This is a genomic window from Pseudomonas sp. LBUM1678 (assembly GCF_059695575.1).
This window is the reverse complement of sequence record NZ_CP166775.1, coordinates 6520303-6532444: the sequence shown is the minus strand read 5'-3', so window position 1 is coordinate 6532444 and position 12142 is coordinate 6520303. Positions and strand designations below refer to the sequence as shown.

The 12142-nt window shown below is 59.4% G+C and carries 15 protein-coding genes and 1 other RNA gene; 9 read left to right on the top strand and 7 right to left on the bottom strand.

From position 1 onward, the window contains the following. The first annotated feature begins 216 nt into the window (after window positions 1-216). Entirely contained in the window at window positions 217-885 is a 669-nt protein-coding gene (locus tag ACA070_RS29810) for a gamma-glutamylcyclotransferase (protein ID WP_497449388.1), read from the top strand. Here the strand turns inward: ACA070_RS29810 and glpT are convergent. Next, window positions 861-2210, bottom strand: coding sequence for a glycerol-3-phosphate transporter (gene glpT / locus ACA070_RS29805; protein ID WP_497449387.1), 1350 nt, complete (start codon window positions 2208-2210; stop codon window positions 861-863). The two genes, ACA070_RS29810 and glpT, sit on opposite strands and share 25 nt — an antisense overlap. Before the next feature lie 326 nt (window positions 2211-2536). Here glpT and ACA070_RS29800 point away from each other — a divergent pair, with 326 nt between their 5' ends. After that, window positions 2537-3151 carry an energy transducer TonB gene (locus tag ACA070_RS29800; protein WP_497449386.1) on the top strand — a complete coding sequence of 205 codons (615 nt, stop codon included), beginning with the start codon at window positions 2537-2539 and terminating at the stop codon, window positions 3149-3151. 50 nt (window positions 3152-3201) lie between these two features. Here ACA070_RS29800 and ACA070_RS29795 read toward each other — a convergent pair whose 3' ends face one another. Beyond that, complete coding sequence (locus tag ACA070_RS29795; protein WP_219094980.1) at window positions 3202-4179, bottom strand: NADPH:quinone oxidoreductase family protein; 978 nt, start codon at window positions 4177-4179, stop codon at window positions 3202-3204. A 150-nt stretch (window positions 4180-4329) separates the two neighbouring features. Between ACA070_RS29795 and ACA070_RS29790 the strand changes: the two genes are divergently transcribed. Next, the gene (locus ACA070_RS29790; protein ID WP_094470070.1) at window positions 4330-4737 is read left to right on the top strand and encodes a flagellar basal body-associated protein FliL; all 408 of its coding nucleotides are present in this window, start codon (window positions 4330-4332) and stop codon (window positions 4735-4737) included. 108 nt (window positions 4738-4845) lie between these two features. Here the strand turns inward: ACA070_RS29790 and ACA070_RS29785 are convergent, their stop codons facing one another. Continuing rightward, window positions 4846-5295, bottom strand: coding sequence for an EVE domain-containing protein (locus tag ACA070_RS29785; protein WP_497449385.1), 450 nt, complete (start codon window positions 5293-5295; stop codon window positions 4846-4848). 201 nt (window positions 5296-5496) lie between these two features. Between ACA070_RS29785 and ACA070_RS29780 the strand changes: the two genes are divergently transcribed. Further along, window positions 5497-5649, top strand: a complete 153-nt coding sequence (locus ACA070_RS29780; protein ID WP_007942433.1) for a hypothetical protein — start codon at window positions 5497-5499, stop codon at window positions 5647-5649. Between the two features lie 34 nt (window positions 5650-5683). Here ACA070_RS29780 and ACA070_RS29775 read toward each other — a convergent pair whose 3' ends face one another. The 4 genes from ACA070_RS29775 to ACA070_RS29760 form a co-directional block, all read right to left on the bottom strand. Then, window positions 5684-6289, bottom strand: a complete 606-nt coding sequence (locus tag ACA070_RS29775; protein ID WP_497449384.1) for a 5-formyltetrahydrofolate cyclo-ligase — start codon at window positions 6287-6289, stop codon at window positions 5684-5686. Window positions 6290-6375: 86 nt separating this feature from the next. Next, a non-coding RNA gene (gene ssrS, locus ACA070_RS29770) (6S RNA) lies at window positions 6376-6554 on the bottom strand. A gap of 30 nt (window positions 6555-6584) precedes the next feature. Continuing rightward, a complete protein-coding gene (locus ACA070_RS29765) occupies window positions 6585-6902 on the bottom strand; it encodes a cell division protein ZapA (RefSeq protein ID WP_007942435.1) in 318 nt (105 codons plus the stop codon). Beyond that, window positions 6899-7108, bottom strand: coding sequence for a TIGR02449 family protein (locus tag ACA070_RS29760; protein WP_003213954.1), 210 nt, complete (start codon window positions 7106-7108; stop codon window positions 6899-6901). The genes ACA070_RS29765 and ACA070_RS29760 overlap by 4 nt, the downstream gene beginning before the upstream one ends. Window positions 7109-7233: 125 nt before the next feature. On the opposite strand from ACA070_RS29760, the gene ACA070_RS29755 reads away from it, so the two are divergent. Genes ACA070_RS29755 through ACA070_RS29735 form a run of 5 tightly spaced genes read left to right on the top strand, consistent with a single transcriptional unit; the run spans window position 7234 to window position 12045 of the window. Further along, window positions 7234-7794 (top strand): YecA/YgfB family protein, encoded by a 561-nt coding sequence (locus ACA070_RS29755; protein ID WP_497449383.1) that lies wholly within the window; start codon window positions 7234-7236, stop codon window positions 7792-7794. A gap of 27 nt (window positions 7795-7821) precedes the next feature. Beyond that, window positions 7822-9156, top strand: a complete 1335-nt coding sequence (pepP, locus tag ACA070_RS29750) for a Xaa-Pro aminopeptidase (protein ID WP_461977698.1) — start codon at window positions 7822-7824, stop codon at window positions 9154-9156. After that, entirely contained in the window at window positions 9153-10340 is a 1188-nt protein-coding gene (gene ubiH / locus ACA070_RS29745; RefSeq protein ID WP_497449382.1) for a 2-octaprenyl-6-methoxyphenyl hydroxylase, read from the top strand. Before pepP ends, ubiH begins: the two co-directional genes overlap by 4 nt. Further along, a complete protein-coding gene (locus ACA070_RS29740) occupies window positions 10333-10818 on the top strand; it encodes a DUF4442 domain-containing protein (RefSeq protein ID WP_497449381.1) in 486 nt (161 codons plus the stop codon). The genes ubiH and ACA070_RS29740 overlap by 8 nt, the downstream gene beginning before the upstream one ends. 9 nt (window positions 10819-10827) lie before the next feature. Continuing rightward, entirely contained in the window at window positions 10828-12045 is a 1218-nt protein-coding gene (locus tag ACA070_RS29735) for a 2-octaprenyl-3-methyl-6-methoxy-1,4-benzoquinol hydroxylase (protein WP_497452039.1), read from the top strand. Window positions 12046-12142 lie beyond the last annotated feature (97 nt).

Here is a 12142-nt window from a genome sequence, read left to right as displayed (position 1 = left end):
GGCTCGCTCCTACAGTTTCCTTGGTTATAACTCCCTATATAGCCGATCGGTATTTATAAATTTATATAAATGCCGGTAGGTTATAACCCGATAAAGCAATTATTTAAGAACTGTGCCATGGCACTTAAATTGCCTTAAAACATATGTGCCTTATTGTTACAGCGGTGCGTTCTATTAAGTAATTCATTATTCGCGGGGAGCTGAACGCTATTCGCCATGAGCGCCATTGAATCTTCGTTTTTGAATCTGGCTTACCCTCCGCGGCTCGATCTGGGGCCGCAGCTTACGCACGAACAATTGCTCAGCTCGATGCAGTCGACCATGGCGCGTCACAAGGGCGGGCCGGTCTGGCTGTTCGCTTACGGCTCGCTGATCTGGCGCCCTGAATGCGCGGCGGTGGAGCGAGTGCGCGGTCGAGTCCATGGCTACCATCGCGGCTTGTACCTGTGGTCCCACGAACATCGCGGCACGCCGGAAGTCCCTGGCTTGGTCTTTGGCCTGGATCGGGGCGGCTCTTGCAGCGGCTTCGCTTATCGTTTGCCCGAAGAACAACTGGAAGCATCGCTGTATGCGCTTTGGCAGCGCGAAATGCCGTTCCCGTCCTATCGCCCACACTGGCTCAACTGCCGTCTCGAAGACGGAAGCCAGGTTCAGGCATTGGGATTTGTTTTGGAGCGACACCTGCCCAGCTATGCCGGCAACTTGCCGGATCATGTGCTGAGCCACGTGTTCGAAAACGCTTGCGGGCGTTACGGTACCACTCGCGATTATGTCGAGCAGACCGCCAACGCCCTGCGCAGTCACGCCATGCCAGACCGGAATCTGGAGGCGCGACTCAAGCGCTGCAAATCAAACGCTGATCAGGCGATCGCTTCGCGGCTCTGACTGGCGACGTTCTTGTGACCCAGCGTGGGTGCCAGGAAAGCCATCGCCAGCAGGCAGGCAACGACCAGCAGGATGAAACCGCCATCCCAGCCGAAATAGTCCACGGTGTAACCCATCAGGGCACTGGCCGCGACTGAACCACCCAAGTAACCGAACAGGCCGGTAAAGCCAGCGGCTGTACCTGCGGCTTTCTTCGGAACCAGCTCCAGCGCTTGCAACCCCACCAGCATCACCGGGCCGTAGATCAGGAAACCGATCGCGAACAGCGAGATCATGTCGACCATCGGGTTGCCCGGCGGATTGAGCCAGTACACGATTGTCGCAACGGTCACCAATGCCATGAACACCATGCCGGTCAGGCCACGGTTGCCACGGAAGACCTTGTCCGACATCCAGCCGCACAGCAGCGTGCCTGGAATGCCTGCCCACTCGTACAGGAAGTACGCCCACGACGTCTTGTCGAAGTCGAAGTGCTTGACCTCTTTGAGGTAGGTCGGCGCCCAATCCAGAATGCCGTAGCGCAGCAAGTAGACGAAGACGTTGGCCAGGGCGATGAACCAGAGCATTTTGTTGCGCAGCACGTATTTGACGAAGATGTCCTTGGCGCTGAATTCTTCTTCGTGGCTGGCGTCGTAGCCTTCCGGGTAATCGTTCTTGTACTTCTCGATCGGCGGCAGGCCAGTCGATTGCGGCGTATCGCGCATCACAATGAATGCAAAGACGGCGACCAGCAGCGCCACGGCGGCCGGGACATAGAACTTGCTGTGCCAGTCGTTGAACCAACCCATGCCGAGAATCGCCAACGGGCCGATCAAGCCACCACCTACGTTATGCGCGGTGTTCCAGACCGAAACCACACCGCCGCGTTCTTTCTGCGACCACCAGTGCACCATGGTTCGGCCACTTGGCGGCCAGCCCATGCCTTGTGCCCAACCGTTGATGAACAACAGGATGAACATCATGGTCACGCTGGACGTCGCCCACGGCGCGAAACCGAAAACGAACATCACCCCGGCAGAGACCACCAAACCGAAAGGCAAAAAGTAACGCGGGTTGGAGCGGTCGGACACGATGCCCATCAGAAACTTGGACAGACCGTAGGCGATGGCAATTGCCGACATCGCTACCCCGAGCTGGCCTTTTGTATAGCCTTGAGCGATCAGGTCCGGTATAGCCAGGGTGAAGTTCTTGCGCAGCAGGTAGTAACCCGCATACCCGATGAAAATACCGGCGAAGATCTGCCAGCGAAGGCGCTTGTACGTGTCATCGATTTTTTCTTCAGGCAATGGAGCCTGATGTGCGGCAGGACGAAAGAAAGCAAACATTCAAGAGCTCCAGATTCTTGTTTTGGCTGCGGATGCGAATGTTACAGTTTCGTTACCGAAAATAGCACCGGTTCGCATCGACCAAATAGCGGAAATGTGGGAGATCGTGTGTTCCTTTATGAACATGTCGCACAGGTATAAGTGGAGGACGTTGTGGGAAACGTCGCGAGTGGCCGTTGATGACGCCTTTCGGTCTTGGGTAGGACGGGGCTTTGGGAAATGTCCTGCGACCGAACAGGAAGTCGCGGCGTTCTGTTTCGGGCCCGTGAGCCATAACCTTTGTGCTGGTGCCGGGATTGGTATTTCAGTGGTGAAGGGGAGGGGATATGCGGTGGTTGGCGTTTGTGCTTTTGTTGGTTGGGTCGGTGGGTGTTTGGGCTGAGGAGGTGTTTTTGATTCCCGAGAGCAATCCGAAGCCGATTTATCCTAGAGAGCTGTTCAGGGCAGGGATCACGGGTGAAGTCCGGGTCAGATTCACGGTGTATGCCGACGGCTCGGTCAACAAATTAAGCATTTTGCAAAGCGACCATCCCGATCTGGCTGAAGCGGCCAGGAAGGCAATCACTCAGTGGCGTTTCAAGCCGTGGGCGGTCGAAGGTGACAAGCCCGCCGAACAGGAAGTGACGGCACCAATGGTTTTCAGACTGGATCTGGATACACCCATTCACGCTAACCAATGGCTCAAGCGGTTGAGATGCCGTGATGTTAATGAGGCGATGGGCGACACTCCGGAATACGCATGGGTTGATGCAGCCTTGTTTGGTTACACGCGGGCCTACCTGTCGAACGTGATTTATACGCAACAGTTGGAAAATGAGCAGCGCCTGGCATTAATTTCCAAGCTGAATAAGCGCGTGCCGAAAATTGTCAGGGATTGTCGGGCGAGTCCGGCTCGCAAATACATGAGCTTGCTGCCGGAAGATATTCGGAAGTTGCTTTAGCCCCGGACAATAAAAAAGCGGTCCGGACAATCCGGACCGCTTCTTGAGGCTCAGCGAACCTGAACCACCACCTTCCCGACTGCCTTGCGCTGGCCAAGATCATTGATCGCCTGCGCCGCATTGCTCAGCGGATACACCTGCGACACCAACGGCTTCAACTTGCCCTCGGCAAACCAGCCAAACAATTGCTGGAAGTTCGCTGCGTTGTCCTGCGGCTGACGTTGGGCGAACGAACCCCAGAATACGCCGACCACTGCCGCACCCTTGAGCAGCGCCAGGTTCACCGGCAGTTCCGGAATGCGTCCGCTGGCGAAACCCACCACCAGAAGCCGGCCATTCCAGGCGATGGCACGGATGGCCTGGTCGAACAGATCACCGCCGACCGGGTCGTAGATCACGTCGGCGCCCTGGCCGTCGGTCAGGCGTTTGATTTCGTCCTTGAGGCTGGTTTCGCTGTAGTTGATCAGCTCATCGGCGCCGGCCGCCTTGGCCACCGCAAGTTTTTCGGCGCTGCTGGCGGCGGCGATCACGCGGGCGCCCATGGCTTTGCCGATTTCCACGGCGGCCAGGCCGACACCCCCGGAAGCGCCGAGCACCAGCAGTGTTTCACCCGGTTGCAGGTTGGCCCGTTGCTTGAGGGCGTGCATTGATGTGCCGTAGGTCATGCTGAACGCGGCGGCGGTGTTGAAGTCCATCGATGGCGGGATCGGCAACACGTTGTAGCCCGGCACGGCGACCTGTTCGGCGAAGCTGCCCCAGCCGGTCAGGGCCATGACCCGGTCACCGACCTTGAGGTGGCTGACCTTTTCACCCACTGCGCTGACCACGCCGGCCGCTTCGCCACCCGGGGAAAACGGGAAGGGCGGCTTGAACTGGTATTTGCCCTCGATGATCAGCGTGTCCGGGAAATTCACCCCGGCGGCATGCACATCCAGCAGGATTTCATTCTTCTTCGCGACAGGACTGGCGACGTCTTCCAGCACCAGCGATTCGGCAGGGCCGAAGGCTTTGCACAGCACGGCTTTCATCAGGGCTATTCCTTTGGGAGTGATGGCCGATAAGTGTAGGTGTGTGAGTCGATGGGTCAACGAGCATGCCCGACCCTGATAGCCAGCCATAAGCTTGTGCTTGAGCGGCGGGTCGTTATGCTAGGCCGCAAACCGGATAAGGAGCGAATTGTGAAAGCGTGGATCATGTTGTTGCTGGCCCTGTCTCTGCCCGTGGCAGCGATGGCCGAAGAAGCCAAAGAAGGTGAAGCTCCGAAGGTCAATTACATCACCCTGAGCCCGCCGTTCGTGGGTAACTACGGGCTGGACGGTACGCCGAAGCTCAAGGTGTACAAGGCTGATGTGGCATTGCGGGTGACCGGCGACGAGGCGACCAAAGCGGTCAAGGCCAACGAGCCGTTGATCCGTAATCAGCTGGTGGCGTTGTTTGCGCAGCAGACAACCGAAGCGATGAGCAATGTTGAAGCCAAGGAAAAGCTGCGTCAGGAAGCCCTGAAACAGACCCAGCAAGTGATGAGCGATGAGACCGGCAAGCCGGTGGTTGAGGATTTGTTGTTCAACAACCTCATCATCCAGTAATGCTGGATCTGTAGGAGCCGGCTTGCTGGCGATAGCGGTTTAACATTCAACATCCATATTGATTGTTACATCGCCATCGCCAGCAAGCCGGCTCCTACAAAAAGCGTGTCAGCGCAGTGCAATCACCGCCGCCCACTGCTCAGCGGTAACCGGCATTACCGAAAGCCGCGACCCCTTCTGCACCAACGGCATCTCCGCCAACGCGGTTTGCTGCTTCAAATAATCCAGCTTCAACACCTTCGCAAACGTCTCGACATGCGCAACATCAATCGCGCTCCAGGCGTTTTTCTCTGCCGTGGCCTTTGGATCGTAGTAATGACTTTCCGGCTCCAGCGCCGTCGGGTCTGGATACGCCGCTTCAACAATCTTTCCGATCCCGGCAATTCCGGGCTCCGGGCAGCTGGAGTGATAGAAGAAAAACTCGTCACCCACCGCCATCGCCCGCAAAAAGTTACGCGCCTGATAGTTGCGAACCCCGTCCCAGCGCGCTTTGCCAAGCTTCGCAAGGTCTTTGATCGAGAGTTCATCGGGCTCGGATTTCATCAGCCAATAGGCCATGGGTTTTGCTCCTTGCGAGGTGAGTGGGCAAGTTGTCGGGCAATTTTATGACAAACCGACAGTCGGTTGACGCCAGCGTTTGCGTGTCAGTTCACGTTGTCGCAAAATGCCGGCCTTCTAAGCTTGACGCTGCTGCACGGCCTACACCTACAACGGAAACCGCTGCTGTCATCGTGTTGATATGCCTTTGGGGGGCAATCGATGAAACGCAAACCGGATTTACTATGGATTTTGGTTATTTTGTTCGGCCTCGGCGTCGTGACCACCGGCTATGCCCAAAGCCTGTGGAACAACAAGACCGACGCGCCGATCGAAATCGCACAGCAACAGCAGCCGTCGGCCTTCAAGCGCTGAGCCTGTTTCTGGACGCCACTGATTCCAGTGGCGTCTAGCCGGCGAAATACCACGCCTTGTCTGTAACCGTTCCTTGCAACGGCACATCCCAGCTTGCCTGAGCCAATCGTTCTACTTTCTGACATTCGTGGGCCAGCCCCAGTAGCGTCGGCTTGCGCCAGTTTTTTCGCCGCGCCAGGTAAGCGAGGCTTCGATCGTAGAAACCACCGCCCATTCCCAGGCGGCCGCCAACGTCGTCAAACCCCACCAGTGGCATCAGCACCAGGTCCAGCGCCCAGACTTTGCGTTGGCGGGCGAGGTTGTGCCGGGGTTCGAGAATACGAAAGCGGTTGGGTTTCAGTTTTTCACCGGGACGAATCCGCTGGAACACCATTTTGGTTCGCGGCCAGGCACTGAGCACCGGTAGATAAGTGGCCTTGCCCCGACGTTGCGCAGCGCGCAGCAGCACGCGAGGGTCGATTTCACCGTCGGTGGGCAGGTACAGGGAAATGTGTTTTGCTCGGCGGAACAGAGGGTGCTGGGCCAATTGCTTGTACAGCCCGCGAGCAGCCTGGCGCTGCTGACTGGGTGTCAGTGCGCGGCGGGCCTTGCGCAGCATGCGTCGAAGTTGCGGGCGGGGCAGCAGCGCAGGTTCGGTCATGGATTCAGGCTTCGACAGGACGGATACGTAAAGCGTATCCGTAAAAAAGCCGATGCCGGTATTTAAACCGGCATCGGACTGGAATCAGGCTCCCCGGATGTACCGCTGTCGACTTAGCCCTTGAACCCGAAAGTTCAAGGTGGAAGATGCAGTAGGCTTTAAGGCTTTCCGTCTAGCGGACATGCACACCAGCCCAACGTGCAACCTCCAGGGTATAGCAAATCGGCTCAGGGACATCGCCAACTGGCAAGCACCCCAGGGAGTGTTGCGAGTATACCCCAAGCGGTTTCGTGTTTCAGCCCTTGGTGACGTCCGGATCGGTGGCGAGCACCAGATCGACGCGATCCAGCAGGTCGCGAACCTGCTCGCGAGTCGAGCCGCTGGCCTGCACATCCGGGCGTTCTTCCTTGTGCAGAAGATCGTGGGTGATGTTCAGCGCGGCCATCACGGCGATGCGGTCGGCACCGATGACTTTGCCGCTGCTGCGGATTTCGCGCATCTTGCCGTCCAGGTAACGGGCGGCGCTCACCAGATTGCTGCGCTCTTCCTGGGGGCAAATGATCGAATACTCTTTATCGAGGATCTGCACGGTAACGCTATTGCTTGAACTCATGAGTCTTGCTCCAGGGCCTTGAGGCGCGAAATCATTGATTCGACCTTACGCCGGGCGATTTCGTTCTTTTCAATGAGGTGAGCGCGTTCCTCGCGCCAGGTTTTTTCCTGAGCTAATAGGAGTCCGTTTTGACTCTTAAGTTGCTCGACCCGATTAATTAGCAGTTCGAGTCTGGCCATCAGTGCTTGCAGGTCGGTGTCTTCCATTGTGTCCACTGAATAGTCTGATGGGTGGTAACGGGCGGACAGCCTTTAATAGTCTTGGCGAGTCTGTCGATGTAGGATACAAGGCCTTCATTCTAGACATAGCGCCGTCTGGCGCCTAGCTGCCCATGCCCATTCAGAATTCCCCGTACCAAGCCTTCGCCACGCTGCTGACTTCCAGCGGTCATAACGTCTCGCCTGCCGAACTGCATGGCCTGCTGCTCGGCCGCAGCTGCGCCGGTGCCGGCTTCGATGCCGAAGGCTGGCTGGTTGATGCTGCCGAGCTGCTCGAAAGCGAGCCACAGGACAATGTCCGCAATGCCCTGATCGGCCTGCAAGAGATGGTCAAAGGCGAACTCACCGGCGACGACGTGACCGTCGTTCTGCTGCTGCCGACTGATGACGAGCCACTGGCTGACCGTGCCGCTGCACTGGGCGAATGGTGTCAGGGCTTCCTCAGTGGTTTCGGCCTGAACTGCCGTGACAGCAGCATGCTGAGCACCGAAGCCACCGAAGTGTTGCAGGATCTGGCCGCTATTTCTCAGGTGCAAGACGCCCTGGAAGAGTCCGAAGACGGCGAAAGCGACTACATGGAAGTCATGGAATACCTGCGGGTTGCGCCGCTGCTGCTGTTCTCCGAAACCAAAAAAGCAGATGCGCCGGCTGCGGCCAAGCCGTCGTTGCATTAATCGCGAGCCAGGAAAAGCCATCTGCCCATGATTCATATCCCGAAATCGGAATACAGCCGTCGCCGCAAGGCCCTGATGGCGCAGATGGAACCCAACAGCATCGCCATCCTGCCCGCCGCCGCGGTGGCCATTCGCAACCGTGACGTCGAGCACGTTTACCGTCAGGACAGCGACTTCCAGTACCTCAGCGGCTTCCCCGAGCCTCAGGCCGTCATCGTCCTGATGCCCGGTCGCGAACATGGCGAATACATTCTCTTCTGCCGTGAACGCAACGCCGAACGAGAACTGTGGGACGGCCTGCGCGCCGGCCAGGAAGGCGCGATCCGCGACTTCGGCGCCGACGATGCGTTTCCCATCACCGACATCGACGACATTCTGCCGGGCCTGATCGAAGGGCGCGACCGGGTGTATTCGGCCATGGGCAGTAACCCGGAATTCGACCGGCACCTGATGGAGTGGATCAACGTGATCCGCTCTAAAGCGCACCTTGGCGCCCAGCCGCCGAACGAATACGTTGCCCTGGATCATCTGCTGCACGACATGCGCCTGTATAAATCGGCGGCAGAAGTGAAGGTGATGCGCGAAGCCGCACGGATTTCCGCCCAGGCGCATATCCGGGCGATGCAGGCCAGCCGGGCCGGGCTGCACGAGTTCAGCCTCGAAGCCGAGCTTGATTACGAGTTCCGCAAGGGCGGGGCGAAGATGCCGGCTTATGGCTCGATCGTCGCAGCCGGACGCAACAGCTGCATCCTGCATTACCAGCAGAATGACGCGGTGCTCAAGGATGGCGACCTGGTGCTGATCGACGCCGGTTGCGAGATCGACTGCTACGCCAGCGACATCACCCGCACCTGGCCGGTCAATGGAAAGTATTCGGCGGAGCAGAAAGCGATTTACGAGCTGGTGCTGGCGTCGCAAGAAGCCGCGTTTGCCGAAATCGCCCCGAACAAACACTGGAATCAGGCGCACGAAGCCACGGTCCGAGTGATTACCACCGGGTTGGTGAAGTTGGGCCTGTTGCAGGGCGACGTTGACGAGTTGATTGCCAGCGAAGCTTACAAGGCGTTTTACATGCACCGCGCCGGCCATTGGCTGGGCATGGATGTGCATGACGTCGGCGAATACAAGGTTGGCGGCGAGTGGCGTGTGCTGGAAGTCGGCATGGCGCTGACCGTGGAACCGGGCATCTACATTGCCCCGGACAACCAGAACGTAGCGAAGAAATGGCGCGGCATTGGCGTGCGCATCGAGGACGACGTGGTGGTCACCAAAAACGGCTGTGAAATCCTGACCCAAGGCGTGCCGAAAACGGTCGCCGAGATCGAGGCCTTGATGGCCGCCGCGCGGGCACAAGCCGCATGAGTCGAGTCAATCTGGCGATTATCGGTGGCGGTCTGGTTGGCGCCAGCCTCGCATTGGCGTTGCAGGCCGGGGCCAAGGCCCGTGGCTGGAAGATCGTATTGATCGAGCCATTCGCGCCGGGCCACACCTACCAACCGAGCTACGACGCCCGTTCTTCGGCGTTGTCCTACGGTGCCAAGCAGATTTATCAACGGTTGGGCGTGTGGCAGGAAATCTCCCGCCGCGCCGAGCCGATCAAACAGATTCATGTCTCCGACCGTGGGCGTTTTTCCACGGCGCGGCTGTCGGCGATGGAAGAGGGCGTTCCGGCGCTGGGTTATGTGGTGGAAAACGCCTGGCTCGGCCAATGCCTCTGGCAAGGCCTGGACAAGGACGTGGTCACTTGGCGCTGCCCTGCGGAAGTGACGCGCATGGAGCCGTTGACCGATGGCTATCGCCTGACCCTCAACGATGAAACCATGCTGGAATGCGACCTTGCAGTGCTTGCTGATGGCGGCCGATCCGGCCTGCGCGAGCAACTGGGGGTCGGCATCAAAAAGCGTCCGTACAACCAGAGCGCGCTGATCGCCAACATCACGCCGAGCGAAGCGCACAACGGCATGGCCTTCGAGCGCTTCACCGATGACGGCCCGATGGCGTTGCTGCCGTTGCCGGAAAACCGCTGCGCCCTGGTCTGGACCCGATTGGGCATGGACGCGCAACGACTGGCGGCGCTGGATGAACGCAGCTTCCTCAGCGAATTGCAGGGCGTGTTCGGTTATCGCCTCGGCACATTGAAGCAGGTAGGCGCGCGGCATCTTTACCCGTTGACGCTGATCGAAGCCGAAGAACAAGTGCGCCCGCATCTGGCGATCCTCGGCAACGCCGCGCACAGCCTGCACCCGATTGCCGGCCAGGGTTTCAACCTGTCGCTGCGTGATGCACAGGCTTTGGCCGATGCGCTGCTGGCGAGCGAAACATCCCCCGGCGACTTCGCGACCTTGCAGGCCTATCGCGAGCGCCAACGCATGGATCAGAACCTGACCGTGGGTTTCTCCGATCAGGTGACCCGTTTGTTCGGCAGCACCCAGCCACTGGTTTCGTTGGGCCGTAACATCGGCCTGCTCGGCCTCGATCTGCTGCCGCCGGCCAAACGCTGGTTCGCCCGGCAAGCCATGGGCCTGGGTACGCGTCCCGATGCTTAAGTGGCTGGTTGGCAAGTTCGGTAAAGCGCGGTTGATGCGTGGGTTCATGTCCTTCTATCCGCCTTACCTCGGTGCCGGCGTTCGAGTGCGGCACATCAGCGATGACTTTCGGGATATCCAGGTGTCCATGGGCCTGAGCTGGTACAACCGCAATTACGTCGGCACGCAGTTCGGGGGCAGCCTGTATTCGATGGTCGACCCGTTCTACATGCTGATGCTGATGGAGAACCTCGGTCACCGGTACATTGTCTGGGACAAAGCCGCTGACATCGATTTCATCGCACCGGGCAAAGGCCCGGTGTTCGCCCGTTTCAGCATCGACGATACCTTGCTCGACGAGATCCGCCGGCAGACGGCGGACGGCGAAAAATACCTGCCGCAGTTGCAGGTCGATATTCATGACGGCGCCGGCAACCTGGTGGCGCGGGTCGGAAAAACCCTTTACGTGCGGCTCAAGCCGCAAGCGAGACAGGCTTAAAGCATGGAAATGCGCGCAGATCTGCTGATTGTCGGGGCTGGAATGGTCGGTAGCGCCCTGGCGCTGGCGTTGCAGGACAGCGGACTGGAAGTCCTGCTGCTGGACGGCAGCCCGATGAGCGTCAAGCCCTTCGACGAACAAGCGCCGTTCGAACCGCGAGTGAGCGCCTTGTCGACGGCCAGCCATCGGATTCTCGAACGCCTCGGTGTCTGGGACGGTATCGCCAGCCGGCGCAGCAGCCCTTATACCGACATGCACGTCTGGGACGGCAGCGGCACCGGGCAAATTCATTTTTCGGCGACCAGTGTGCACGCCGAAGTGCTCGGGCATATCGTCGAGAACCGCGTGGTTCAGGATGCCTTGCTGGATCGTCTGCACGACTGCGACCTCGGGATGCTGGCCAATGCGCGCCTGGAGCAGATGCGCCGCTCCGGCGATGACTGGCTGCTGACCCTGGCCGATGGCCGCACCTTGCGCGCACCGTTGGTGATTGCGGCGGATGGCGCCAATTCGGCGGTGCGGCGCCTGACCGGCGTGGCCACGCGCGAGTGGGATTACCTGCATCACGCGATCGTTACCAGCGTGCGCAGCGCCAAATCCCATCAAATGACCGCTTGGCAGCGCTTCACCGACAACGGTCCGCTGGCGTTTCTGCCGCTGGAGCGAGACGGTCAGCAGGATTGGTGTTCGATTGTCTGGTCGACCACCCCAAGTGAAGCCGAACGGCTGATGGCGCTGGGTGACGCAGAATTTTGTCTTGAGTTGGAACGCGCCTTTGAAGGCCGACTCGGCACGGTGCTCAGCGCCGACCCGCGTGTGTGCGTGCCACTGCGTCAGCGCCATGCCAAGCGTTACGTGGCTGAAGGCCTGGCGCTGATCGGCGACGCAGCCCACACCATTCACCCGCTGGCCGGGCAGGGTGTGAACCTCGGTTTCCTCGATGCCGCCGTGCTGGCCGAAGTGCTGCTGCAAGCGGCGGAGCGCGGTGAGCGGTTGGCGGATGTGAAAGTGCTCAGTCGTTACGAGCGTCGGCGCATGCCGCACAACCTGGCGTTGATGGCGGCAATGGAAGGCTTCGAGCGTCTGTTCCAGGCTGATCCGTTGCCGGTTCGCTGGTTGCGCAATGCCGGGTTGAAGATGGTCGACCAGATGCCGGAAGCCAAGGCGTTGTTCGTGCGAGAAGCGCTGGGGTTGATCGGGGATTTGCCGGCGCTGGCCAAGGCCTGAGATCTTCGTTGTGGCTGATGGCCTCATCGCGAGCAGGCTCGCTCCCACAGTTGAAATGCAGTCCCATGTGGGAGCGAGCCTGCTCGCGATGGCGTCG